Source organism: Microbulbifer pacificus (assembly GCF_033723955.1).
GTDB classification, from domain to species: domain Bacteria; phylum Pseudomonadota; class Gammaproteobacteria; order Pseudomonadales; family Cellvibrionaceae; genus Microbulbifer; species Microbulbifer pacificus.
On the sequence record NZ_CP137555.1, the window covers coordinates 3,303,737 to 3,328,797 of the forward strand.

18 protein-coding genes are annotated in these 25,061 nt (G+C 60.0%); 11 read left to right on the top strand and 7 right to left on the bottom strand.

The features are described 5' to 3' along the window. Positions 1–73: 73 nt before the first annotated feature. Together purU and R5R33_RS14085 are read left to right on the top strand one after the other, a co-directional pair. Entirely contained in the window at positions 74–910 is an 837-nt protein-coding gene (purU, locus tag R5R33_RS14080) for a formyltetrahydrofolate deformylase (RefSeq protein WP_318953336.1), read from the top strand. A 131-nt stretch (positions 911–1,041) separates the two neighbouring features. Continuing rightward, positions 1,042–1,449 carry a hypothetical protein gene (locus R5R33_RS14085; protein ID WP_318953337.1) on the top strand — a complete coding sequence of 136 codons (408 nt, stop codon included), beginning with the start codon at positions 1,042–1,044 and terminating at the stop codon, positions 1,447–1,449. A gap of 93 nt (positions 1,450–1,542) precedes the next feature. Here R5R33_RS14085 and R5R33_RS14090 read toward each other — a convergent pair whose 3' ends face one another. Both R5R33_RS14090 and gcvP read right to left on the bottom strand, forming a co-directional pair. Next, entirely contained in the window at positions 1,543–2,361 is an 819-nt protein-coding gene (locus R5R33_RS14090) for a hypothetical protein (protein ID WP_318953338.1), read from the bottom strand. Positions 2,362–2,513: 152 nt separating this feature from the next. Further along, complete coding sequence (gcvP, locus tag R5R33_RS14095; RefSeq protein ID WP_318953339.1) at positions 2,514–5,405, bottom strand: aminomethyl-transferring glycine dehydrogenase; 2,892 nt, start codon at positions 5,403–5,405, stop codon at positions 2,514–2,516. 593 nt (positions 5,406–5,998) lie between these two features. Between gcvP and R5R33_RS14100 the strand changes: the two genes are divergently transcribed. Together R5R33_RS14100 and R5R33_RS14105 are read left to right on the top strand one after the other, a co-directional pair. Next, on the top strand, positions 5,999–7,723 hold the full coding sequence (locus R5R33_RS14100; RefSeq protein WP_318953340.1) for a diguanylate cyclase domain-containing protein: 1,725 nt from the start codon (positions 5,999–6,001) through the stop codon (positions 7,721–7,723). Between the two features lie 237 nt (positions 7,724–7,960). Beyond that, positions 7,961–8,194, top strand: a complete 234-nt coding sequence (locus tag R5R33_RS14105) for a putative signal transducing protein (protein WP_318953341.1) — start codon at positions 7,961–7,963, stop codon at positions 8,192–8,194. A gap of 33 nt (positions 8,195–8,227) precedes the next feature. Here R5R33_RS14105 and argS read toward each other — a convergent pair whose 3' ends face one another. Beyond that, on the bottom strand, positions 8,228–9,964 hold the full coding sequence (gene argS, locus R5R33_RS14110; protein WP_318953342.1) for an arginine--tRNA ligase: 1,737 nt from the start codon (positions 9,962–9,964) through the stop codon (positions 8,228–8,230). A gap of 158 nt (positions 9,965–10,122) precedes the next feature. On the opposite strand from argS, the gene sbcB reads away from it, so the two are divergent. Both sbcB and R5R33_RS14120 read left to right on the top strand, forming a co-directional pair. Beyond that, a complete protein-coding gene (gene sbcB / locus R5R33_RS14115) occupies positions 10,123–11,562 on the top strand; it encodes an exodeoxyribonuclease I (RefSeq protein WP_318953343.1) in 1,440 nt (479 codons plus the stop codon). 112 nt (positions 11,563–11,674) lie between these two features. Continuing rightward, positions 11,675–12,691, top strand: coding sequence for an aspartate carbamoyltransferase (locus R5R33_RS14120; RefSeq protein WP_318953344.1), 1,017 nt, complete (start codon positions 11,675–11,677; stop codon positions 12,689–12,691). Positions 12,692–12,752: 61 nt separating this feature from the next. Here the strand turns inward: R5R33_RS14120 and R5R33_RS14125 are convergent, their stop codons facing one another. The 3 genes from R5R33_RS14125 to R5R33_RS14135 all read right to left on the bottom strand — a co-directional run bounded on the left by R5R33_RS14125 (position 12,753) and on the right by R5R33_RS14135 (position 16,502). After that, positions 12,753–14,027: an aminotransferase class I/II-fold pyridoxal phosphate-dependent enzyme gene (locus tag R5R33_RS14125; protein ID WP_318953345.1), complete on the bottom strand. Its 1,275-nt coding sequence runs from the start codon at positions 14,025–14,027 to the stop codon at positions 12,753–12,755. 218 nt (positions 14,028–14,245) lie between these two features. Further along, positions 14,246–15,130 carry a DUF6279 family lipoprotein gene (locus R5R33_RS14130; RefSeq protein WP_318953346.1) on the bottom strand — a complete coding sequence of 295 codons (885 nt, stop codon included), beginning with the start codon at positions 15,128–15,130 and terminating at the stop codon, positions 14,246–14,248. Between the two features lie 58 nt (positions 15,131–15,188). Then, positions 15,189–16,502, bottom strand: coding sequence for a substrate-binding domain-containing protein (locus R5R33_RS14135; protein WP_318953347.1), 1,314 nt, complete (start codon positions 16,500–16,502; stop codon positions 15,189–15,191). 507 nt (positions 16,503–17,009) lie between these two features. Here R5R33_RS14135 and nagK point away from each other — a divergent pair. The 4 genes from nagK to R5R33_RS14155 all read left to right on the top strand — a co-directional run bounded on the left by nagK (position 17,010) and on the right by R5R33_RS14155 (position 21,656). Then, positions 17,010–17,960 (top strand): N-acetylglucosamine kinase, encoded by a 951-nt coding sequence (nagK, locus tag R5R33_RS14140; RefSeq protein ID WP_318953348.1) that lies wholly within the window; start codon positions 17,010–17,012, stop codon positions 17,958–17,960. 77 nt (positions 17,961–18,037) lie between these two features. Further along, on the top strand, positions 18,038–19,081 hold the full coding sequence (nagB-II, locus tag R5R33_RS14145) for a glucosamine-6-phosphate deaminase NagB-II (RefSeq protein WP_318953349.1): 1,044 nt from the start codon (positions 18,038–18,040) through the stop codon (positions 19,079–19,081). 25 nt (positions 19,082–19,106) lie between these two features. Then, a complete protein-coding gene (gene nagA, locus R5R33_RS14150) occupies positions 19,107–20,231 on the top strand; it encodes an N-acetylglucosamine-6-phosphate deacetylase (RefSeq protein WP_318953350.1) in 1,125 nt (374 codons plus the stop codon). Positions 20,232–20,324: 93 nt separating this feature from the next. Then, entirely contained in the window at positions 20,325–21,656 is a 1,332-nt protein-coding gene (locus R5R33_RS14155) for a sugar MFS transporter (protein ID WP_318953351.1), read from the top strand. 201 nt (positions 21,657–21,857) lie between these two features. Here R5R33_RS14155 and R5R33_RS14160 read toward each other — a convergent pair whose 3' ends face one another. After that, complete coding sequence (locus R5R33_RS14160; RefSeq protein ID WP_318953352.1) at positions 21,858–22,904, bottom strand: LacI family DNA-binding transcriptional regulator; 1,047 nt, start codon at positions 22,902–22,904, stop codon at positions 21,858–21,860. 419 nt (positions 22,905–23,323) lie between these two features. Between R5R33_RS14160 and pgi the strand changes: the two genes are divergently transcribed. Next, positions 23,324–25,051, top strand: a complete 1,728-nt coding sequence (pgi, locus tag R5R33_RS14165; protein WP_318953353.1) for a glucose-6-phosphate isomerase — start codon at positions 23,324–23,326, stop codon at positions 25,049–25,051. Positions 25,052–25,061: the final 10 nt, after the last annotated feature.

Sequence of the window (25,061 nt, forward strand, 5' to 3'; positions counted from 1 at the left end):
GGTCTGATTGACGGGTAGATTTAGGCACATAGTGTATAGTCAGCGGACTGAATAATTAGTCTGATTTTGGCTTATGGAAAAGAAGATACTGCTGACGGACTGCCCGGACGACAAAGGGCTGATCGCGAAAATCACCAACATCTGCTACAAGCACCAGCTCAACATCACCAAGAACGACGAGTTCGTCGACCGCGCCCAGGGCCGTTTTTTCATGCGCACCGCGCTGGAAGGCAACTTCAACGATGCCACGCTACTGGAAGACCTGGATATGGCACTGCCGGCAGGTGCCGAGCGCCGGCTGGTGGCGAGCGGGCGCAAACGTGTGGTGTTGATGGTGACCAAGGAGGCCCACTGCCTGGGCGATATCCTGATGAAGTGCTACTCCGGCGCACTGGACGTGGAGATTGCCGCGGTGGTCGGCAACCACAATAACCTGCAGTCGCTGGTGGAGAAGTTCGAGATCCCGTTCCACTGGCTGCCCGCCGAGGGCTTGGCGCGCGAACAGCACGAGGAGCAGGTGATGGCGCTGGTGGACAGTTACCAGCCGGATTACCTGATCCTCGCCAAGTACATGCGTGTGCTCACCCCGCAATTCGTGGCCCATTACAGCAAGCGCATCATCAACATCCACCACTCCTTCCTGCCGGCATTTATCGGTGCCAAACCCTATCTACAGGCATTCGAGCGAGGTGTGAAAATCATCGGTGCTACTGCACACTTCGTTACCGATGATCTCGACGAAGGGCCGATCATCGAACAGGATGTGATCAAGGTGGACCACGGCTACTCCGCCGACGATATGGCCGCGGCAGGGCGCGATGTGGAAAAGCAGGTGCTGAGCCGCGCACTGCAGCTGGTGCTGGAAGAACGCGTGTTTATTCACGGTAACCGCACCGTGGTATTTAAATAGCCAGATCTTTTTTAACCGTCATTCCCGCGAATGCGGGAATCCAGGCCAACGCAGCTGGATCCTGGCTCATACGTCACCCCGGACTTGATCCGGGGCGGGATGACGACAAAAAAACTATGAAGAAGAGAAAGATGTTGAGACAAATTCCTACCAGCTTTTTGCTTGTGCCGGCATTTTTATTTCTGACCGGCTGCGCCAGCGAACCCAAGGCCCCCAACCCCGGGCTGAAAGAATCCTTCCATACCGAGATCTCAGCCAACGGCTCCAAGCGTTTTACCTACGCGCTCGAAATGCCGGTACCAGAACTCCGTGGCCCCTATACCGAAAGCTCGAATATGCGCAGTGGCATGATGCGCAACGAGGACATGCGCAGCCCCGGCCGTGGGCAACGGCTGGATATCAATTACGCGCTCGATCTGAAATTGAAGGAAACCCGTTTCTGTCGCGATGGGTATTTTGTGATTGATCGGGTGGTGTCCCCGCACGGTGGCGAGATTCGCGGCGAGTGTCGGGATGGCGCGTCAACTGGGGTGAATTAAGCTTTCCGCGGTGCTTTGCTGCCACCGGACCAGCTTCAAGTCTCAAATAAAAAATGCCGGAGCAGTGCTCCGGCATTTTTTATGGCATCCAGCTTATTTGGACGGATCTATTTTGGTCTGCTCGGTAACGTCTTCGACGGTTTTCTTTGTGGTTTCTACCGCCGTTTGACCTGCCTGTACCTTGTTTATCAGATCCTGCGCGGCGGTGTTCTCGGCAACCACTGCTTTGGCCTGGGCACTTCCCTGGCTCACCGCAGATTCCACCGTTTTTTCCACTGCACTTTCTACGGCACTTTCCAATGCACCTTGCAGTGCCTGCTCTGGGTTGAGCAGTGCCTGGGTGCCGGTATCAAAGGCCTTCTTGATTGCCACGGCCTGGTCAATGCGCTGCTGGACTTCCGTGGGCAGGGTCGGGGTCAGGGCTTCTTTTGCGCTGGCCACTTGCTCGGACAATACTTCCGGCATTCCGTCCTGGATCAGCATCACCGCCATCTGGTTGGTGTCCGCGTTCCAGATCATCGCGGCCTGGTCGGTGTACTGGCGCACTTCACTGGGAGCATGGCGGGACAGTACGTAGTACAGCGCTCCTTCCTGCTGGATGCTCTGGGCGGTTTTCAGTACGGCCATGGTGGGTTCGTAGTGCTCACCCAGCAGGGCAGTCATCCGGTTTTTCACCACCGGGATCTCGAACAGGTCAACTTCATTCGGGTCAAAACCCACCAGCGGCTTCAGGGCGGCGCCCATCAACTGGCGCTGCAGCTGGTTGCCAATGAGCAGGGAGGAGACACAACCGACCAGGCACAGGCACAGCGCTGCAGAAAGCAGTAATTTGGTGATACGCATGAAATGCTCTTCAGAAAAAATGTGGATGTGGCCGAACGGCCTGCCGATGGCCAGGGCTGGCTCTGCCATCAGCGGTGCGCATTTTGTGCGCAGTTGAAGTCGTCGTCCAGAGGCTGTGGATAATTTTTGTTGAATTTGTAAATGAAGTTCTCAGAAAACAAAAAGGCCAGCGATGCTGGCCTTTTTGTTTTTGATTAAGTGGAACTTAATCCATGTAGCTCTTAGTCCACGTAGCTATCAACCGGCGGGCAAGAGCAGATCAGGTTGCGGTCACCGTAGACGTTGTCGATACGGTTGGACGCAGGCCACACCTTGTGGTGCTTCAGCCAGGCGGCCGGACGGCCGGCAACTTCGCGGCTGTAGGAGTGGGTCCACTCGTCGGCCATGATGTCGTCCTGGGTGTGCGGTGCGTTGTGCAGCGGGTTGTCTTCCGCGGTGTACTTGCCGCTCGCCACGTCTTCGGCTTCCTGACGGATGATGGCCATGGCCTGTACGAAGCGGTCCAGTTCTTCCTGGGCTTCGGACTCGGTGGGCTCGATCATCAGGGTGCCGGCGACCGGGAAGGACATGGTGGGCGCATGGAAACCGAAGTCCATCAGGCGCTTGGCGATATCTTCCTCGGTGATGCCGCTCACTTCCTTCAGCGGACGCAGATCGATCAGACACTCATGGGCAACAAAGCCGTTGCTGCCCTTGTACAGTAGCGGGTAGTGCTCGCTCAGTTTCTTCGCGACATAGTTGGCGTTCAGAATCGCGGTCTGGGTGGCCAACTTCATGCCGGTTTTACCCATCATGCGCACGTACATCCAGCTGATCGGCAGGATGCTCGCGGAGCCCCACGGCGCTGCGGAGATGGTGCCGTTCACCGGGTTGTTGCCCGGAACCTCGGTCACCGGGTGGCCGGCCAGATAGGGCTTCAGGTGTTCGCCAACCGCGATCGGGCCCATGCCGGGGCCGCCGCCACCGTGGGGGATACAGAAGGTCTTGTGCAGGTTCAGGTGGGATACGTCGCCACCGAACTTGCCCGGAGCCGCCACGCCGATCAGGGCGTTCATGTTGGCGCCGTCGATGTACACCTGGCCACCGGCGTTGTGGATAAGTTCGCAGATCTCGCGAATGCCTTCCTCGAACACACCGTGGGTGGACGGGTAAGTGACCATCAGCGCGGCGATGCGATCGCCGTGCTCTTCGATTTTTGCCTTCAGGTCGGCGATGTCCACGTTGCCCTTGTTGTCACAGGCAACCACGACCACCTTGAAGTTGACCATCATCGCGGTGGCCGGGTTGGTGCCGTGGGCGGATGCCGGGATCAGGCAGATGTCGCGCTGGGTCTCGCCCTTGGCTTCCAGGTATTTCTTGATCGCTACCAGACCGGCGTATTCGCCCTGGGAACCGGCGTTCGGCTGCAGGCTCACGGCGTCGTAACCGGTACATTCCGCCAGCATGGTTTCCAGCTGACGGAACATCTCGCGGTAGCCCTCGGCCTGGTCGGCGGGGACGAACGGGTGCAGCTTGCCGAATTCCGGCCAGGTCACCGGGATCATTTCCGCGGTGGCGTTCAGCTTCATGGTGCAGGAGCCGAGCGGAATCATGGAGTGGTTCAGTGCGATGTCCTTGGACTCCAGGGTCTTCAGGTAGCGCAGCATCTCGGTTTCGGAGTGATGCGTGTTGAACACCGGGTGGGTCAGGAAGTCGCTGGTACGCTGCAGGGCAGCCGGAACGCCGGCAACGCCTTTGGCGGCCAGTTCGCTGTCGATCTTGCCCAGGTCCAGGTTGTGCTCGCCACCGATGAACACCGCCAGCAGCTCGGATACGTCGGCCAGTTTGGTGGTTTCGTTCAGGCTCACACCGAGGGCGTCGCTGCCCACTTTGCGCAGGTTGATTTCGGCGGCGATGGCGCGCGCGTAGATTTCAGACTGCTTGTCGCCCACGTTGATGGTCAGGGTGTCGAACCAGCTTTGGTGGGTGAGGCTGAAGCCGGACTGCTGCAGGCCAGCGGCCAGGATGTCGGTCAGGCGCTGGATGCGCGCGGCGATGGTCTTCAGACCCTGCGGGCCGTGGTAGATGGCGTAGAACGCACTCATCACCGCCAGCAGTACCTGGGAGGTACAGATGTTGGAGTTGGCCTTTTCGCGGCGGATGTGCTGCTCGCGGGTCTGCATGGCCATACGCAGGGCGCGCTTGCCCTTGCTGTCCACGGAAACGCCGATGATACGGCCGGGGGCGGAGCGCTTGTACTCTTCGCGGAAGGCGAAGAAACCGGCGTGCGGGCCGCCGTAACCCATGGGGATACCGAAGCGCTGGTTGCAGCCGACCACCACGTCTGCGCCCATCTCACCCGGGGCTTTCAGCGCCACCAGGCTCATCAGGTCCGCGGCCACGGTCACCAGTGCGCCGGCGGCGTGGACCTTGGCGATCAGGTCGGTGAGGTCACGCAGCACACCGGTGGAGCCCGGGTACTGGAACAGGGCACCGAACAGGTCTTCCGGCAGCTCGGTTTCCGGGTTGCCCACAACGATGTCGAAACCGAAGTGCTCGGCGCGGGTTTTAACCACGGCGATGGTCTGCGGGTGACAGTCGGCATCCACGAAGAAGGTGTTGGATTTGTTGCGTTTTACCTGGCGCTTACACATCGCCATGGCTTCCGCCGCCGCGGTGCCTTCGTCCAGCATGGAGGCGTTGGCCAGTTCCATGCCGGTCAGGTCCATGATCATCTGCTGGAAGTTCAGCAAGCCTTCCAGGCGGCCCTGGGCGATTTCCGGCTGGTAGGGGGTGTAGGCGGTGTACCAGCCCGGGTTTTCCAGCACGTTGCGCAGGACCACGTTGGGGGTGATGGTGTCGTGGTAACCCATACCGATAAAGGTGCGGAAGATCTTGTTGCGGCTTGCGAGGTCTTTCAGCTCTGCCAGCGCTTCCTGCTCGTCCACGGCGTCTGCCAGGTCCAGGTCGTCGGACTTGCGAATAGAGGCGGGAACGGTCTTTTCAATCAGTTCTTCCAGGCTGGCGACACCGAGGGTGTCGAGCATGGCCTGGGTCTGCGCGGCATCCGGGCCGATGTGGCGGCGGATAAAGGCATCGTGCTGTTCCAACTGCTTGAGGGAAGGCTGGGTCATGGTGGGTGGATTCCTGTAAACACTGTGTGCTGCCGGCGCGCTGCTGCCGGGGGTTCCCGGCCAGTCCTGAACAGGCGCTGACAAGGCGAATCCTGATCGGGAAAGTACCGGTAAAAATAGCAAAGTGGGCCGATGGCATTGGCCCGTTTCAATATCGGACTGCAGAAACTTAAAACTGAGAAAACCGTGACCGGTCGCCATAAAAAACGATAGCCGGTAATACTGGCGTGGCAGAGTCTGCTTGCCCAATCATTATTGCTTGCCGGAACCGTGTCCCGGATTCCCCGGGGGCCGGACGGCGCGCATCTTAGCAATCGCGGTGATTGCGGGCAATTCGTGCCCAATCAGGTCAAATGTGTGCTGGGTTAGGGACGTATTTGTGACATATATCCTGTTTTAGCGTATCTGGCGCTATTTTGTTCTGCCGATGCCTGGGGCTTCCGGCAATACAGCGGAACTGCTCCCATACTGATTGAATAACAAAATGCTGTCGGGGACGCGGGCGAGTACTGGTTATTTGGGCTCATCGGCAAATTGCCACCGCGAATACAGCGTCAAACCCAAGGATTCGGGGTCCATCAACCGTGGTGCCATTGGCCTATATCAACACCCTGCGCTTCAAAGCCAGCCTGTTCTCGCTGCTGCTGGTGGTGGCCATGTGCCTGTTCTTTATTTTGCTGGGTAACGGCAGCCTGCAGTCCCTGCTGGCGAAAAGCCGGGAGCAGCGTCATCTCAATTTTCAGTTTCAGATTACCGGACTTTTGCAGGAGTCTCGGCAGGAGCTCGCGCGCCTGGCGGAGCTGATGGCGCTCAATGCGCGCGGCAGGATTTCCTCCCGTGAGGAGCTGCGCAAAAGCCTCGATCGCCAGTGGCCGATCCTGCAGCAGAGCTGGGATCTCCACGCCCTGAAAATCTACGACGCCGGCAGCAAGCCGCTGCTGAGCTGGGGGTCGCCCCACAACAACCTGAGTGCCGAGCAGGTGAGCGAGGTGTTGCTGCACGGGCAGTCTCTGGAGCTGGTGCGTTGCGAGCTGATCTGTGTGCAGAGCCTGTCGGTGCCGATGCGCGCCCGCGACGGTGATTACCTGCTGCAAGTGGATCGACCGCTGACGGAACAACTGCGGCGCTTCCGGGAAATGACCGGCACCGATATCGGTATCCTGTCAGCCGTGCGCAGCGAGGCCCCGCGGGACGCCGGTGGCAGGTATCTTGCCGGATGGCGGCGGGAAGTGCTCTCGCTCACCTCCCGCGAGCGAATGCTGCCGCTGCTGAACCGCGTGGCGGCAGAGGTGAAAAACTTGAGCGGGTTGCAGCGGGCACGGTCGCACACGCTGGCGCAGCGCCAGTTCGACGTCCGTACCATGAGTGTGGATGTGGATCCGACAGGGGCGCAATTTGTGTTTATCGAGGATGTCTCCGCGCAGGTGGAGCACATCGAGGAGTCGCTGCAACTGCTATTGCTGTTCTCGGTGCTCGGGGCGTTGATTTTCTGTGCCGCGGTGGCGGGTAGTTTGTGGCGGCCCATCGTGCGCTTGAGGCGGCTGGCGGAGGCGCTGCCACTGCTCACCAACGGCCGCTTCAACGATGCGCGCCAGTTGATCCGCCCGGTACACAAATCCCTGGACCGCTTTGACGAACTGGATGTACTGGATAACACCGGCCTCACCGTGTGCGACCAGCTGGAAGACATGAACGACATGGTGAGCCGCAAGACCGCGCAGCTGGAACAGATTGCCATGCACGACAGCCTCACCGGGCTCGACAACCGTTACAGCCTGCTGGAACAGTTGGAATTTCATCTTGAGCTGTCGCGCCATCAGCCGGACGCTGTGAGCGAGCGCGGCTATCTGTTCTTTATCGACCTGGACGACTTCAAGCAGGTGAACGATACCCTCGGCCACCAGAGCGGCGACGAACTGTTGTGCGTGGTGGCGCGCAGGCTGCTCAGCGCAATGCGCTGTGGCGACATCGTGGCGCGACTCGGTGGGGATGAGTTCTGTGTATTCGTGCGCTCGATTCGCGAGCCCGAGGCCTACCGGGTTCTGGCGGAAAAACTGCTCAACACCGTGGCGCAACCGGTAAAAATCAGCGACGACCTGATCACCGTCACCATGAGTGTGGGGGTGGTGGCGGTGGAAGATAAAAACGAGACCCTGGAATCCATTCTGCAGAAGGCGGATATGGCGATGTACCACGCCAAGCGCCACGGCAAAAACAAATACCAGCTGTATTCCCCCAACCTGCCGGGGCTGTCTGTGACGGCGACCGACAATGTGGTCCTGCCACTGGAACTGGTGACGGCCAAGCCGCACCGATAAATCATCCTGCCTCTAATGTGTGGCGCTGTTCTTCTCGCCTGTACACATTTTTCCCGCCCAGCACCGGCGCCTTTTCCCGCGCTGGTCTATCTTTAAATTACACCCGGCTTTTCTCCGGCGGCGAAGTTTCCCGAGCTGCCGGATGCCGGGTAGGGGTTTACTGAACGAAGAAGTTCTTGAGGTGCGGGCACATGCCCGGCGCTGAGAGATTTGGGAGGGGCAACCTGTCACATCGTTATGGCGAGTAAGATTTTCACCACCAACGACCAGCTGCTCGGCAGCTACCTACGCAACCTGATGGAATCCGCCGGCTATTCGGTGCTTACCCAGAAAACCCGCATTGAAACGCCGCAGGAGCAGCAGGGATTTGGCAATCTCGACTGGCACTCGGAACTGTGGCTGATCCACGACGCGGATCTCGCCAACGCCCAGCAGTTTCTGCAGCAGGCGCTGTCTCGCGACAGCGCCTGAGTCATATCGCTGAGAGATTTTTGCGGAGTAGAATTACATCTGCTCCAGAACGTTAATTCCGAGCAGACCAAGGCCCGTGGCCAGGGTGCGCGCTACCAGGTCGCACAGCTGCAGGCGGCTCTGCTTGTCTTCCTCGCTCACACCTTCTTTCAGCACCGGGCAGGCCTCGTAGAAGCCCATATAGGTGCTGGCCAGTTCGTACAGATAAGTACACAGCACATGGGGGAATGTGTCTTTCGCCACCTGGTCCAGTACTTCGCCGAACTGGGTCAGCTTGATGGCGAGGGCGCGCTCGGCGTCGGTGGCGAGTTTGATTTCTCCGGTCAGCGCTGACGGCTCCACGCCGGCGCGGCGGAAGATACTGCGCACCCGGGTGTAGGCGTATTGCAGGTAGGGCGCGGTGTTGCCCTCGAACGCCAGCATCGATTCCCAGTTGAAGACATAGTCATTGGTGCGGGTTTTACTGAGGTCGGCATATTTCACCGCGCCGATGCCCACCACGCGGCCGATCTCGGCCTGCTGTTCCGCGCTCAGGTCCGGGTTCTTCGCCGCCACCAGTGCGGTGGCGCGCTCTACCGCTTCGTCCAGCAGTTCCGCCAGTTTCACGGTGCCGCCGGTACGGGTTTTGAACGGCTTGCCGTCGTCGCCCATCATGGTGCCGAAGGCGCAGTGCTCCAGAGTTTGCTCATCGGCGATATAGCCGGCCTTGCGGGCCACGGTAAAGGCCTGTTGCAGGTGCAGGGACTGGCGCGCATCCACCACGTACAAAATACGGTCCGCCTTCAGCACGTTGGCGCGGTAGCGGATGGCGGCCAGGTCGGTGGTGGCATAGAGGTAGCCACCGCCTTTTTTCTGGATGATGACGACGCTGGGGTTGCCTTCCTTGTCGGCCATTTCCGGCAGGAAGGCGACGATCGCGCCCTGGTCTTCCACCGCGATACCGCGGTCCATCAGGTCTTTCACCAGTACCGGCAGGTCGTCGTTGTACTGGCTCTCGGCATACACATCGCCGCGCTGCAGGGTGACACCCAGTTTTGCGTAAATCTCTTCGGCGTGGCTGATGGAAATGTCGATAAAACGTTGCCACAGCTTCAGGCAATCGGCGTCGCCGCCCTGCAGTTTCACCACGTATTCCCGCGCGCGGTCGGCGAAGCCTTCCTCTTCGTCGAAGCGGACCTTGGCTTCGCGGTAGAACACTTCCAGATCCTTGAGTGCCACTTCGGCGTCCTGGTTTTCCATCTGGTCCGCCAGGTGCGCGAGCAGCATGCCAAACTGGGTTCCCCAGTCGCCCATATGGTTCTGGCGGATCACCTTGTGGCCCTGGAATTCCAGCAGGCGCGCCAGTGCGTCGCCGATGATGGTGGTGCGCAGGTGGCCCACGTGCATCTCTTTGGCGAGGTTGGGGTGGGAGTAGTCCAGTACCGCTGTCTGAGGCTCGGTCACGGCGGCGATATTCAGGCGCTCGTCGGCGCGGGCGGAGGCCAGGGTCTCGGCCAGCCAGGCTTGGCTCAGGTGGATGTTGATAAAGCCCGGGCCGGCGATTTCCACCTTCTCGATCATCGGCTGGTCGCCGAGGTTGTCGACGATCTTCGCTGCCAGCTCGCGCGGATTGCTACCCACTTTCTTGGCCGCGGCCATGGCACCATTGGCCTGGTAGTCACCAAAGCCCGCCTTCTTGGCAGGTGCCACCGCCGGGCTGCACTCAGCGGGGATACCCGCGTCGATCATGGCGGTCTGGAAGATGTCGTTGAGCTGCTGGCGAATATTCATAGAAAGGCGCGATCCGGATTGGGAGTCTTGGACAATATAGAAGAACGCGGGATTTTAATGAGCGGTGGTGGCTTTGCAACCTGCTGAACCGGATGACGCCTGCATTGGCTGGGTGACTGGGCTAACATGGCGCCCACAACTCAGAACAAGGGGGATGCATGTCCGGCACCACATCTGGCACCACGCTGTACTGGCACGACTACGAAACCTGGGGGGTAAATCCGGGCGCGGACAAGCCGTCTCAGTTTGCCGGTATCCGCACCGATGAGGACCTCAATATCGTCGGTGAGCCGCTGATGATCTACGCCAAACCGGCGAGTGATTGTTTGCCGCAGCCGATGGCGGCGCTGGTGACAGGGCTTGCACCGCAGAAGGCGTTTGCCGAGGGACTGCCGGAGATCGAGTTTATCCAGCGTATCCTCGCCGAGCTGGGTGCCCCCGGCACCTGTGGTGTCGGTTACAACAGCCTGCGTTTTGACGACGAGGTCACCCGCCACACCCTGTACCGCAATTTGCTGGACCCCTACGAGCGCGAGTGGCGCTCCGGCAACAGCCGCTGGGACATCATCGACATGGTGCGCCTCACCTACGCGCTGCGCCCGGAGGGCATTGCCTGGCCGGAAAAGGCACCAGGGGTACCTTCTTTCCGCCTGGAAGAACTCACCGCCGCGAATGGCATCAGCCACGAGGGCGCGCACGATGCGCTCTCCGACGTGCGCGCCACCATCGACATGGCGCGGCTGATCCGCGAGAAGCAGCCGAAACTCTACGACTATGTGTACAACCTGCGGCGCAAGCAGGAAGTGGCCAAGCTGCTGAACCCGCGCGAGCGCAAGCCGCTGCTGCACATCTCCGGCAAGGTGCCCGCTACTCAGGGGCACCTCACCTATGTGCTGCCGCTCGCCATGCACCCGGTAAACCGCAACGCGGTGATCTGTGTGAACCTGGCCATGGACCCCCAGCCGATCCTGGATCTGGACGCCGACGCCCTGCGCGAGCGTCTGTACACCGCCCGCGACAAACTCGCTGAGGGCGAGCTGCCTGCGGGTCTGAAACTTATCCACATGAATCGCTGCCCGGTGCTGGCGCCGGCGAATATGCTGTCGGACCAGCGCGCGGCCGAGCTCGGCATCGACAAGGCCGCCTGCGTGGCCAACTGGCGCGCGCTGCAGGGGCTGGATCTCACGGAAAAGCTGCACAAGGTGTTTCTCGACGGCGAGTTTCCGGCGAAGGATGTGGAGGCGCGCCTGTATGACGGCTTTATGAACGACGCCGACCGCGACCTGTGCCGCCAGCTGCACAGCGCGCTGGCAAGCCGTGGCCCGGAGGCGCTGGCAGGGCAGTTCCCGTTTTCCGATTCGCGCCTGCCGGAACTACTCTTTCGCCTGCGGGCGCGCAATTTCCCCGAAACCCTGAGCGAAGAAGAGCACGAGCGCTGGGAGGAGTGGCGCTACCAGCGCCTGACCGACCCGGCGTTTGGGGCAAGCATTACCATGGAGGCTTACTTCGAGGAGATCGCGCAGTTGCGCGAGTCCTTCCCCGCGCGAAGTGACCTGCTGGATCAGTTGGAAGCCTGGGGTGACACTTTGATGGGCTGAAGCCGTTAACCCCACTTAAGTGTCTATTCCGGGGGCGGGCGCGCGCGTAGAATAGCCGCCCGCTAAAGCCGCCGGCGATCCCGGCGCAATCTGTGCACAAAGTGGAGCATCAATGGACTTTATCGGCGCCAACATCCTTTCCGTAAGCCAGTTCGAACGCGGTGACATCGACCGCATCTTTGCCGTGGCCGACACCATGGTCCCCTACGCCCGCCGGGAAAAAGTGACCCGGGTTCTCGAGGGCGCGATCCTCGGCAATATGTTTTTCGAGCCCAGTACCCGCACCCGGGTGAGCTTTGGCTGCGCGTTCAACCTGCTCGGCGGCACCGTGCGCGAGACGGTTGGGGTTTCTGCGAGCTCGCTGGCCAAGGGCGAATCCCTGTACGACACCGCGCGGGTACTTTCCGGTTACTCCGACGTGATCTGCATGCGCCATCCTCAATCGGGTTCGGTGGCGGAGTTTGCCGCGGCGAGCCGGGTGCCGGTGGTGAACGGCGGCGACGGCGCCAATGAGCACCCGACCCAGGCGCTGCTCGACCTGTACACCATCCGCAAGGAGCTGGAAGGCAAGGGCCGCGCGCTGGACAATTTCCGCATCGCCATGATCGGCGACCTCAAGCACGGCCGCACCGTGCACTCCCTGTGCAAGCTGTTGTGCCTGTTTGAAAAGGTGCAGCTGGTGCTGGTGTCGCCGGGGGAACTGGCGATGCCGGAAGTGGTGGTGGAGAAACTGCGCGAGGCGGGGCACCAGGTGACCATTACCGATCAGCTGGAGCCGTCGATCAAGCATGTGGATATCGTCTACTCCACTCGCATCCAGGAAGAGCGCTTTGAATCCCAGGCCGAGGCCGATCGCTACCGCGGTCGCTTCCGCCTGAACCGCGATATCTTCACGCTCCACGCGGAGCCCAACACGGTGATCATGCACCCGCTGCCACGGGATTCCCGCGCCGAGGCCAACGAGCTGGACTCGGACCTGAACGAACACCCGGGCCTCGCCATTTTCCGCCAGACCGACAACGGTCTGCTGGTGCGGATGGCGCTGTTTGCGATGTTGCTGGGGGTGGAAGACAAGGTGGCCCAGTACGCACGGCCGATTACCTGGCAGACACGGCGCAACGAAATTTAAATCGGCTGAAATAAAAACCCGGCAAATTGCCGGGTTTTTTCGTTCTGGTGCGGCGAAAAAATCAGGCCGCTTCCAGTGCCTTGCGCACGCTTGCCAGTTTCACACACAGCACGAAAACGGACATCGCGGTATCCAGTTCCTCCAGCGGCGGGAAGCTGGGGGCGATGCGGATGTTGCTGTTTTCCGGGTCCTTGCCGTAGGGGAAGGTGGCGCCGGCGGGGGTGAGTTTTACCCCGGCTTCCGCGGACAGGCGGATCACTTCCTGGGCACAGCCCAGGCGGGTGTTGAAGGAAACAAAGTAGCCGCCTTGCGGCTTTTCCCACTGGCCCAGGTCGGAATCCGCGAAGTTCTTGTCCAGGTGCTCGAGCACACAGGCGAACTTCGGGCGCAGGATTTCCGCGTGCTTGTGCATGTGCTCCTTCAGCTGGCTCAGCTCCGGGAACAGGCGCGCGTGGCGCAGCTGGTTCACCTTGTCCGGGCCGATGGTCATGGCGGACATCTGCTTCTTCAGGGACGCCAGGTTGGCCGGGCTCGCACTCACGAAGGCGACGCCGGAACCGGCGTGGGTGACCTTGGAGGTGGAGGCGAACTGCAGCACGGAGTCGGCGGTGTCGTTACCGAGGGCCGCTTCGCGGATGTTGGGCAGTTTCACCTGGTGGTCCAGGTCGTGAATCGCATAGGCGTTGTCCCAGAAAATACGGAAGCCCGGGTTGGCGATCTTGGCCAGTTGCGCCAGGCGGTCGACGGTGTCCGCGTCGTAGGTGACGCCGGTGGGGTTGGAGAACTTGGGGACGCACCACAGACCGATGATGTCGTTGTCGTCGCGGATCTTCTGTTCCAGCGCGTCCATGTCCGGACCGGTGGCGGTCATGGGCACGGTTTCCAACGCAATGCCGAACTGTTCGCAGATGGCGAAGTGGCGGTCGTAGCCAGGCACCGGACAGAGGAATTTCGGCGCCTTCAGATCTTTCCACGGCTGGTTGCCGGCAAAGCCGAACAGGTAGCCGGTGAGCACCGCGTGGTACATCAGGGTCAGGGAGCTGCTGCCGCCGGCGAGCACTTCCTCAAACGGAACCTGAAGAATATCCGCGCCCAGCTCGCGTGCGGCGGCGATACCCTCGAGGCCGCCGTAGTTGCGGGTGTCGGTGCCGTCCGGGGCGCGGTAGTCACCGTTGAGGATGCCGTCCAGGCTGTCGGACAGTGCCAGTTGATCCGCCGCCGGTTTACCGCGGGTCAGGTCCAGGCTCAGGTTGTGCTGGCAAATGCGCTGGTACTGCTGCTCCAGCTCTTTTTCCCACTGTTGCAGCTGCTCGCGTTGGGCGGTCTCGATACGCACGGAAAATCCTCTTTTCTTTACGGGTAAATGGCGGTTGAAGTTGCGGTGGGGGAGCTTATCAGCAGCGGGTGGATGACGTCATGTCTTCTGCAATTTTTTTACAAAAAAGCCCGGTAAAAACAGGGTTTTTGACGAAAATTTGTTGCAGATGAAACCGACCGCTACGGGAGCATGTACGCCATCTTTTGCCGGCGCCGAAGCAGCAGGCGCAGACCGGATCAGGGGTTCTGCGCGGCCAGGAAGCGAAAGTCGCTGGCGTATTCCCTCATGGTGGATTTGAGGTGCTCACGCTGCTCGGGAGTCGCGTTTTGCAACACCTCACTGCCGAGATTGCGGGCCTGGACGCGCAATTGCTCCTGCATCTGGCGGTAGTCCTCCGACCACAGTGTCTGGGGGTCGATCAGCAGGTCCCGCAGGGTCTGCTCGTAACCGGCGGGTTTGTCTTTCAGCGTCTGGATAAAGGCGTTGGTCCAGCGCTCGCGCTGGGCGTCGCGCCGTTTGGGGTCGAAGGTGGTGCTGGCCAGTTCACGGTCGATCATGGCGTCCTGTTCCTGTGTCAGGTCGCCGAGCCAGCGCTCGGCCTCTTTGCGGAACGCCTTTTCGCGCTTGTGCTGATCCTTCTGCCATTTCTTCAGGGATTTCTCCCGCTCTTTGCTTGCGTTGTCCGCGAGTTGCGCGATCTGTGCGTCGTCCAGCTGGAGCAGAATCGGCAGCAGCAGGTCACTCAGCATGCCAATGGAGCTATTCCAGAACTCATCCGTCTTCTTTTCGATCTCGGTCAGACGGGCGGGGACGGTATCCGCAGGGGAGTCTACCTCGGCGGCGAGCTGGTCAAGGTAATCGGCGTAGCGGGGCAGCTGGGTCTGGCGGTGCCAGCGATGGAATTCATCCACCCGTTGCGAAAGCAGGTCCTCTTGCGCGCCTTCGAGGTCCAGGTATTTGTTGAGGGTGCGGTCCATCCACCAGTCGAGATAGCCGTAGGCCAGGCGCACGCTGGAACAGCCGCCCAGCAACAGCAGGGCGAGCGCCAGCACAACCGTGGCGAGCCGGATGCTGGGCTGGACAGTGGGCTGAATGGTCGGTGTGTACTGCGCGGTGCTCATGGCAGTAAATATAGCTGCTGCCTTCTTTACTGGTGGTTCAACGCACCGCGCCCGGCAATCAGTTTATCCAGACTTCCACCCGGCTGTTTTTCACTGGCCCCTGTTCGCGGTCGGCGGTCAGCGGCGCGAACGCGCCCACCGCCATGATCTGGCTGTCACCCATCTGGTGGTCCCGCAGCAGCGCGCCCTGCACCTTGAGGGCGCGGAAGCGGGAGATCAATTCGGAGATGTTGGTATTGGCCTTGCGGTCGGAAAAACCCACCAGGGTGAGGGACAGGTTGCGGTTTTCCGCTTCCGCCATGAAATCCTGCAGCCGGTGCAGGTCACGCAGGGCACGGTTGTCGAGTTCGGTGCTGCCATCCGCAAAGCGGAAGGAGATGCTGAGTCGCGAGCCGCTTTCCATCAGCTGGCGATAGTTGTCCGGAGCATTGGCGTAGGGGGCCATCTTTACCGCTACCGGCATGAGGTTGATGAAACCGGTGTCGGCGACGATCTGCTGGCCGCGGCTGGATTCCACAAAATGCAGGAAGCCGACTACCTGCGGGTGGTAGCTGCCCGGATTGCGGTAGAGATACAGACGGCGGGTGAGGGGGAAATCCTCGGTGGCGATGATGCCGCGATCCGGTACCACCGCCGCCAGGTCGCCGGACTTGATGGCTACCTTGTGCAGATCGTCGGCATCGGCGAAGGGCAGGTAGCCGATGGCGGCGAGGTTCTGTTGTACCAGTGCGCGGGTCTCGTGGTTGCCGGATACCTCGCGGACAAAAGGCGCGGCGGCGCGGCTGCCGCCATACACCTCTTCATCGAAAGTGGCGCGGGTACCGGATTCCATGTCCCGGTGCAGGGGGTGGATAGGCATATCTGGGCCACCCAGCTGGCGCCAGTTGCGGATCTTGCCGCTATAGATATCTGCCACCTGCGCCACGCTTAATTGGGAAACCGGGTTGTCCTTGTGTACCGTGATTACCAGCGCATCGAGGCCGATTACATGCTCTGCCTGCGGTCCGGTAAAGTCGCCGAGGCGGGCGAGGGCATTCACTTCGCTGGACTTGATCCTGCGCGACGCCATGGCGATATCGGCACTGCCGGTGTCGAGGGCCTTGAAGCCGGTGCTGGACCCCAGCGCAATAATCGGAACCACAATGGCCTCGCCCTGCAGGCGGGCGCTGATCCAGTGTTTTTCACCTTCGCTGTGCTGGCGGATGTCGCTCGCGCCAATAGATTCGAGATAGTCCTTTACCAGGGCGGGTGCCAGGTCCGCGCCAATGGTATTCGAACCGGTCAGGCGAAACAGGGTTTTGGCGGCGCCTTCGTTGGCTTTTGCGTTGGCTTCTGCCAGGTTGGAAAGCAGCAGTAGCACGGCGGTAGTCACGGGCAGCAGTAACCACGCGATAAAAATTGTATGTAATGAGTGCCTGCGGATGCCCATTGTTCCCCCCTTTGTGTACGTCCTGAGTCTCTTTGGCGGCCGGCTTTGGGAGCGGGTGCTCATTGTCAGCAGGCGCGCGCTTTATCGCAAAAAACTGTGACCGAGTTATTGCAATAAGATTGAACTCGCACCGTTTGCGGCGTTCCAATCCCTGCGGGGGCGATAATCAGACCCATGTCTGATTTTTAAGTGCACTCCGTATTGGAACGCGTTAGGATTCGTCGGTTGTCGGTTTTTTCACCACCTGTGGCGGTGGACTGGCATACTCTTGAGAGACTCGTGGAGTTTTTTTTGCGAAAGGGCATGACAACGCTGTCATTTGTCTTGTAGTATTTCTTCCATATTGGCACAGGCGTCACGAGCGCCGCGCCGGATCTCTCTGGGGCGCAGGAAATGCGATAGGGAATCCGGTGGGACAAATAACAATAGAAATCTTAGGGGCCGGACCAGATGGTTGCTTTAAGAGACAGCAGGGACATTCTCTACGTTGGCGTTGATGGCGGTGGCAGTAAGTGCCGCGCTTCTGTATTTGATGCCGACAACCGCCTGCTGGGTACCGGAGTTTCCGGACCCGCCAACCCCCTTCACGGTTACGCGCAGACCATTGACTCTATCGTACGCTCCGCTGCACTGGCGGTAGCGGATGCCGGTCTGCCGGCGGAAACCCTGGGTGAGCTGGTGGCCGGTGTCGGCCTGGCCGGCGTCAACATGCCCCGCCTCTACAATGAAATGAGCGCCTGGGCACATCCGTTCAAACAAATGTTCCTTACCACCGATCAGCACTCCGCCTGTCTCGGCGCCCACCGTGGCGGCGACGGCGCAGTCATTATCGCCGGCACTGGCTCCGTGGGTTACTCCTGGGTCAAGGGTCGCAGCGAGATTGTCGGCGGTCACGGCTTCCCCCATGGCGACAAGGGCAGTGGTGCCTGGCTGGGGATGGAAGCGGTCAAATACCTGCTGATGGCGATGGAAGGCCTGGCTCAGGACTCCATGCTGAAGCAGGAGCTGCAGCGGGCACTCGGCACCAGCGATCCCTACGACGTGATTGAAATGATGGCAGGCAAGCCCTCCAGCCAGTACGCCAAGCTGGCGGTCCCGGTGGTGGAATGTGCGGAAGCGAACTGCCCGGTAGCAGCGTCGATCATGCGCGATGGTGCGGCCTATATCAGTGATCTTGCCGACAAATTGATGGAGAGCAAACCGCCGCGCCTGGCCATGATTGGCGGTCTCGCGCCCCGGCTCAAGCCCTGGCTCAAGCCCCATGTGGCGGAGCGGGTTTCCGACCCCCTGGATCCGCCGGAACTCGGTTGCGTCTACTTCGCCCAGCACTCCCTCGCCGCGTTGGGCGACGGCAGTGCCACATCGGCGGAAGAGGTCGATGCCAAGGCGCTCTTTGGATAAAGACGCCCCCGCGCAGAAAGGCGCCCTTTGGATAAGCGGGCACATTAGCTAGAACACACAGGTTACACGGAATTTTTATGAGCACAGTGATCTCCACTGAAGCCAACAAGGCGGGTGCATCTATGACGATGACAGTAATGGAAACCGAGGCCCGCGAGGCCCCGATCCGGATTGCCGATCAGCTGCGGAACAATGCGCCGATCATGGCGGAACTGGGCGAGCGCCTGCGCAACAAGCCGCCGCGCTTTGTAATGATCGTGGGCCGCGGCTCGTCCGATCACGCCGGCGTGTTCGCTAAATACCTGATCGAAATCGAGACCGGCACACCGACCTTCGCCGCTGCGCCCTCCGTATCCAGTGTGTACGGCAAAAAGCTGAAGCTCGAAGACGCGCTGGTCATCGTGATTTCCCAGTCGGGCCGCAGCCCGGACATCCTCGCCCAGGCGCAGATGGCCAAGGACGCCGGTGCCTACACCATTGCGCTGGTAAACGATGAGAGTGCGCCGATCAAGGACATCGTCGATCAGGTGGTACCGCTTAAAGCTGGACCGGAGCTGGCGGTTGCCGCGACCAAAAGTTACCTGTGCACCCTGTCTGCGGTACTGCAACTGGTGGCCAACTGGACCCAGGACGCCGAGCTGAAAGCCGGCGTGGAGATGCTGCCCAAGGCGCTGACCGAAGCCATCGAATCCGAGATACAGCTGCGCCCGGAAGACCTGGCAGCGGTGAAGAACCTGGTCGTACTGGGGCGTGGTCCCGGTTACGGCATAACCCGCGAGCTGGCACTGAAACTGAAAGAAGTGTGCAACATCCACGCGGAGTCCTTCTCCAGCGCGGAATTCCTGCACGGTCCGGTCACTCTGGTGGAGCAGAAACTTACCGTGGTGAACGTGCCCATCGAAGACGAGTCCTACAAGGCCCACAGCGAGCAGATCGCCGACATCATCCGTCGCGGCGGCACCCTGATTAATCTGCATGTGCCGAGCAAGGGTGTGCACCCGCGTGTTGCACCGCTGGCGTTGCTGCAGCGTTTTTATCTCGACGTCGCCCACGTGGCGGTCAGCCGCGGTATCAACCCGGATGAACCGGCGGGCCTGAAGAAAGTCACTCAGACCATCTGATTGGATTAGTGACGGGAGCAGGCAAGTGGCACAGGCGTTTATTGCAGAACAGTTATTCGACGGCGAGCAGTTGCGCAGCAATGTGGCGCTGACCGTAGATGGCGGCAAGGTGGTCTCCATCGGCGGCGCGCCGGCGGCCGATGCCGTGCGCCTGCAGGGTCTGCTGGCGCCCGGTCTGATCGACGTGCAGGTGAACGGCGGCGGTGGTGCGCTGTTCAACAACGACACCAGCGTGAATGCGCTGGGCAAGATGTCCGCCGCGCATGCCCGTTTCGGCACTACCGGCTTTATGCCCACCCTGATCACCGATCAGGTGGATGTGATGCAGAAGGCCGCCGATGCGGTGAGTGCGGCCGTGAAAGAGGGCGTGCCCGGTGTGCTGGGGGTGCATTTCGAGGGGCCGCACTTGAGCGCGCCGAAGAAAGGCACCCACGAGGAAAAGTTCATTCGCCCGCTCAGTGAAGAGGAGCTGGCGATCTACGCGCGGGAAGACCTCGGCCTGAAAATGGTCACTCTGGCACCGGAAAATGTGTCGCCCGAAGATATCGCCAAACTGGTGTCCCTCGGTGTGAAGGTCTGTCTCGGCCATTCCAATGCGGATGGCAAAACAGTGGCCGCAGCGGTGGCCGCGGGTGCGACGGGGTTTACCCATCTGTACAACGCCATGTCGCCACTGCACTCCCGCGATCCCGGCATGGTGGGTACTGCACTGATCAGTGATGGCTGCTGGTGCGGATTGATTGCCGACGGTCATCATGTGAGCCCGGAAGCCATGACACTGGCAATGAAAGCCAAGCCTCGTGGCAAAATCATGCTGGTGACGGATGCCATGTCACTGGTGGGCAGTGATGAGATGAGCTTTCCGCTGTTTGAGCGCATCGTCACCCGCGATGGTGACAAGCTGACATCAACGACTGGTGAACTGGCCGGATCTCATCTGGATATGATCGGCGCGGTGCGCAATATCCGCGACTGGTGCGGGGTGGAGTTGACCGAGGCGCTGCGCATGGCAGCCCTGTATCCGGCCGAGTATCTCGGCACCGAGGGCGGGCGTATCGCGGAAGGTGCACCGGCGGACATGATTCTTTTAAGTGACGAGCTCCAAGTGCAGAAAACTTGGATAAATGGCCGCGAAGTTTTCTCGGCCTGAGCAGTGCCGGCATTGCCACGTAGTGCCAGAAAAATTTTTTGACGAGTAAGACCCAGAAAACCGATAACCCAGATAACGATAAATGGTGAAGCAATGAATACCGCAGTCATAGCCCAGCGCGAATCGCGCAGCAGCATTCTGCCCATGGCCATCATCGGCCTGCTGTTCTTTATTTTTGGTTTTGTCACCTGGCTGAACGGCGCACTGATTCCGTTCCTGCAGACCATCTGTGAGTTGAGTGCCTTCCAGGCGATGCTGGTTGCGTCGGCGTTTTATATCGCCTACACCGTGATGGCGTTGCCGATGGCGGCGATCATCGAGCGCACCGGCTACAAAGTCGGTATGGCTCTGGGCCTGGCGTTGGTGGCTGTGGGCGCGCTGATTTTCATCCCCGCCGCTTACAGCCGTATGTTCGGTGTTTTCCTGCTGGCGCAGTTTGTGGTCGGCTCCGGCCTCACCATTCTGCAGACCGCCTCCAACCCCTACGTGGTCAAGCTCGGTTCGGCAGAAACCGCCGCGGTGCGCATCTGCATCATGGGTCTGCTGAACAAGGGCGCGGGTATTGTTGCGCCGCTGGTGTTTGCCGCGCTGGTAATGTCCGGCATCAGCGGTGTTTCCGATGCTGAACTCGCCATTCTGGATGCGGCAGCCAAAGACACCAAGCTCGCCGAACTGGCCGGCCAGTTGGTAACGCCTTACATCGGTATGGCCGCTCTCGGTTTGGTGCTGGCTGTGGCCATGATGTTTGCTCCGCTGCCGGATATCGAAGACGAGGCGGTGGAAGGGCAGGAAGAAGCTGCCGTTACCCTGATGGGGCTGAAAAAATTCCCGCAGCTGGTGCTCGGTGCCACCGCCCTGTTTTTCTACGTGGGTGTGGAAGTGATCGCCGGTGATGCTATCGGTCTACTGGGCAAGCAGGCGGGTCTGGAAACCGCCGTCGCCTCGGTACTGACCTCATACACCATGGTGTTCATGGTGCTGGGTTACATCTACGGCACCATCGCCATTCCGCGCTTTATCAGCCAGCAGACCGCGCTACTGATTTCTGCGGTGCTCGGTATTGTGTTTACCTTCGCTGTTATGAGCGGTTCCCTGGAAAGTACCGCCATGTCGGCAGCGACCCTGGCCCACTTCGGCCTGCCCGAGATTCCGAACGCGGTTTACTTTGTTGCACTGCTGGGTTTTGCCAATGCCATGTGCTGGCCGGCGATCTGGCCGCTGGCGCTGGAAGGCCTGGGCAAATTCACCTCCAAGGGTGCGGCACTGTTGATCATGGGTATTTCCGGTGGCGCAATCCTGCCACCGATGTACGGACATTTCGCCGATACCGGTGACGGCCAGGCGGCCTATATCATCGCGATCCCGGCCTACCTGTTCATCCTGTTTTACGCGCTGAAAGGCCACAAGATGCGCAGCTGGAAATAATCCAGCGGGCAGGTAACCGGGATGGTTACCTGCCGCATCGAATCTGTCAGATTGCTTGTTTTTTGGAAGTTGTGCTTAAAAGGATTTAGTTGTTTGGACTTCTTTATGAAGTTTCTCTCTTTGGTTCTCGTCATCTTTGCCCTCCTTGTGAGGGCTTTTTTTTGCCTGCGATTTTAAGCGGACCCAATTCTTTGAATTTTCTTAAATTGGTGCGTTGCCGGTCGAGTCGCGTACCAGTAATTCCGGCACAAACTTTTTGGTGATGCCCGCATCCTTGTTGGCAGCGGCAGTTTCCGAGGCGCCTTTGCTGCGCGCCTTGTTGAGTACCAGTGCCGCTGCACAGCGGGCAATTTCGTTGTTCGGCTGATGGGCGGTGGTGAGCTTCGGCCAGGTCTGGCGTGAGAAGGGGCTGTCTTCGAAGCCGACAATGGAGAGCTGCTCGGGGATTTCAATGTGCATCAGGCGCGCCGCAAACAGCGCGCCCGCAGCCATTTCATCGTTACTGGCGAAAATGGCGGTGGGTGGATTTTCAATACTGAGTAGCGCCTTCGCGCCCTCGACCCCGGAATCGAAGGAGTACTCGCCGGGGATGATCAGGCCCGGGTCAATCGCAATGCCGGCTTGCTGCAGTGCGTCTTTGTAACCGTCGAGACGACCGTGAGTGGAAACGTGCTCTTCGCCACCACACAGAAAACCGATGCGTTTGTGGCCGTGCTCGATCAGGTGTTTGGTAATGTCGTAGGACGCGGCGGCGTCGTCGACCTGGATGCAGTTGTCTTCATCACCCTTTGCGGCTCCGCTGGAGACGATGCGCACATAGTCGAGACCGAGCTTTTTGACTTCGTCGATGACCGACTGGGTTTCGGAAAAGGGCGGTGTCAGTACCACACCTGCCACCTTAGAGTGTTCCACCAGCGCGCGCAGTTCGTCGTTAACCTTGTCGGAGCGGGAGTCGCTGGGGTGAATCAGCAGTTCGTAGCCCCGCGCCTTGCAGGTTTCGAGAATGCCGTTCTGCATATCGATCACGTAGTAGGCGTTGGGGTTGTCATAGATCAGCGCGATGGTATAGCTGCGGGTGCCTGCCAGGTTGCGCGCCGCCAGATTGGGCTGATAGTGGAGTTCCTCCACCGCATCCATCACCTTCTTGCGCGTGGCCGGCCGCACGGAGGGCTCATTGTTGATTACCCGTGAAACAGTCTTGATCGACACCCCGGCTCTCGCGGCCACGTCGTTGATGGTGCTTTTCATGATCGGCTTTGTTCCTTTAATGGGAGTTCCGCTAGCGGAATTGATCCCTGTCCTGCCCAGCCCGACAGTTTACCCGGTTAGGGGCTGTGGGACGATGGCTTTGTAGTCACTGGCTGCGTACCTGGCCCGAGCTGGCTACTTTCGCGGCGTTTAACCGCCAATCTCAGGTTGTTCGCCCCAGTTTCACTGCATTTAATCCCTTCCCCGAGCCCCAATACCGCTTTTTGGAGGAAAACTACAAACTGGATTGACAGTCTACGGCATCTATGTGACGCTGGTGTCAATTTGACAGCGTTGTCATTTGTGGCTGGGGACCCGGATACGTGTATGGGTGGCTGCAAATATACGCACAAAAACACTTAACAAGAATAACTGGCGCCCGCCAGGCCACGGCCGGCGCCCATTTCTGGGGGCTCATCATGCAAGACGCACAATTCCACTCTTCCATCTCACAATCCGCCATCTGGAAACAGCTTCAGGCGCGCGCACTGGAGATGAAAAAACATCGGCTCGCGGATTTTTTTGCAGAAGATCCCGCAAGAGCTAGCGATTTTTCGCTGGAATTGCCGGAGTTCTTGCTGGACTACTCCAAAAACCAGCTCGACCGACGGGTGCTGGTGGATCTATTGCATCTGGCCCGCGAGGCCGGCCTTGAGCAGTGGCGCGAGGACTTTTTTGCCGGCAAGCCGATCAACGCGACGGAGGGGCGTCCTGTGCTGCATCCCGCGCTGCGCGGTGGCTTGGCGGAGGATGTCGAGATAGGCGGGGTATCCGTCACAAGTGTGGTAAGCGCCGAACTGGGGCGCTTGAAAGAGTTTGTAGTTTTACTACATAATGGCGACCTGACTGGCTACAGTGGTAAACGGATTACCGATGTGGTCAATCTCGGCGTCGGTGGCTCCCATCTGGGGCCGCAGACCGCCATCGAAGCACTGCGTGCCCACCGGAAGGGCGATGTCGCAGTGCATTTTGTATCCAATGTGGATGGAGCCCAGCTCACGGACGTGCTGGCCGGCCTGGATGCCGAATCGACCTTATTCATCGTTTCGTCGAAGACATTTACCACCAGCGAGACGATGACCAATGCCCGCAGCGCCCTCAAGTGGTTGCAGCGGGCGGCGCCCGAAGCGTCCGCAGAGACACTGCTGGGGAAACAGTTTGTCGCGGTGACCGCAAGTCCGGAGGCGGCGCAAAAGTTCGGTGTGTTACCGGAGCGGGTATTTCGCTTTTGGGACTGGGTGGGAGGACGTTTTTCCCTCTGGTCCAGTATCGGCCTGCCTATCGCCATCGCCTGCGGATTCGAGAATTTCCGCGCACTGCTGGATGGCGCGGCGAGTATGGACAGGCACTTTCGCGAGGCGCCGCTGGAAGCAAACGCGCCGGTGATCATGGCGCTGCTGAGCGTGTGGTACTGCACCTTTATGGGTTATCCGGCCCACGCGGTACTGCCCTACGAGCAGGCACTGCACATGCTGCCCGCTTACCTGCAGCAGGCGGACATGGAGAGTAACGGTAAATCTGTCAGTCGCTCTGGCGCTGATGTGGGGTACCCAACCGGACCCCTGATCTGGGGGCAGACGGGCATCAACGGGCAGCATGCGTTTTACCAGTATCTGCACCAGAGCCCGCAAGTGGTCCCGGCCGATTTCATCGGCAGCGTGACGCCGGGCCATGAACTCGATGGTCACCACGAGATTCTGCTGGCGAACATGTTCGCCCAGAGCCAGGCGCTGATGAACGGAGTGGATGCCGAGTCTGTGGCCCGTGAACTGTCGGCCAAAGGGCTGTCGCAGGAAGAAATAAAAAGGCTCACCCCATTCAAGGTACACAGGGGTGGAAAGCCAAGTAACACAATACTCTTGAAGGAGTTGAGCCCCCGGTCACTGGGAGCGCTGATCGCACTCTACGAGCACAAGATTTTCGCCCAGGGTGTGGTTCTACAGATTTATTCCTTTGATCAGTGGGGAGTGGAGCTGGGGAAAGGTCTGGCCAACAAACTCGAGCCAAAACTGGCTTCCGGGGCGTTGGAGGGAGAAGACGGTTCCACGGTCCAACTGATCGAATACTACCGCCGGATAACTGGCGCGGTTACGCCCGCGGAGCTGCCTGAAGTCGAGGTGGCTGAGCCTGCTGGAGAACAGGCTTAACTGCTGTCAT

What these genes read in the sequence shown, in the direction of transcription:
- purU (WP_318953336.1), top strand. Translation starts at nt 74, where the DNA reads ATGGAAAAGAAGATACTGCTGACGGACTGCCCGGACGACAAAGGGCTG.
- R5R33_RS14085 (WP_318953337.1), top strand. Translation starts at nt 1,042, where the DNA reads ATGTTGAGACAAATTCCTACCAGCTTTTTGCTTGTGCCGGCATTTTTA.
- R5R33_RS14090 (WP_318953338.1), bottom strand. Translation starts at nt 2,361, where the DNA reads ATGGCAGAGCCAGCCCTGGCCATCGGCAGGCCGTTCGGCCACATCCAC.
- gcvP (WP_318953339.1), bottom strand. Translation starts at nt 5,405, where the DNA reads ATGACCCAGCCTTCCCTCAAGCAGTTGGAACAGCACGATGCCTTTATC.
- R5R33_RS14105 (WP_318953341.1), top strand. Translation starts at nt 7,961, where the DNA reads ATGGCGAGTAAGATTTTCACCACCAACGACCAGCTGCTCGGCAGCTAC.
- argS (WP_318953342.1), bottom strand. Translation starts at nt 9,964, where the DNA reads ATGAATATTCGCCAGCAGCTCAACGACATCTTCCAGACCGCCATGATC.
- sbcB (WP_318953343.1), top strand. Translation starts at nt 10,123, where the DNA reads ATGTCCGGCACCACATCTGGCACCACGCTGTACTGGCACGACTACGAA.
- R5R33_RS14120 (WP_318953344.1), top strand. Translation starts at nt 11,675, where the DNA reads ATGGACTTTATCGGCGCCAACATCCTTTCCGTAAGCCAGTTCGAACGC.
- R5R33_RS14130 (WP_318953346.1), bottom strand. Translation starts at nt 15,130, where the DNA reads ATGAGCACCGCGCAGTACACACCGACCATTCAGCCCACTGTCCAGCCC.
- nagK (WP_318953348.1), top strand. Translation starts at nt 17,010, where the DNA reads ATGGTTGCTTTAAGAGACAGCAGGGACATTCTCTACGTTGGCGTTGAT.
- nagB-II (WP_318953349.1), top strand. Translation starts at nt 18,038, where the DNA reads ATGAGCACAGTGATCTCCACTGAAGCCAACAAGGCGGGTGCATCTATG.
- R5R33_RS14155 (WP_318953351.1), top strand. Translation starts at nt 20,325, where the DNA reads ATGAATACCGCAGTCATAGCCCAGCGCGAATCGCGCAGCAGCATTCTG.
- R5R33_RS14160 (WP_318953352.1), bottom strand. Translation starts at nt 22,904, where the DNA reads ATGAAAAGCACCATCAACGACGTGGCCGCGAGAGCCGGGGTGTCGATC.
- pgi (WP_318953353.1), top strand. Translation starts at nt 23,324, where the DNA reads ATGCAAGACGCACAATTCCACTCTTCCATCTCACAATCCGCCATCTGG.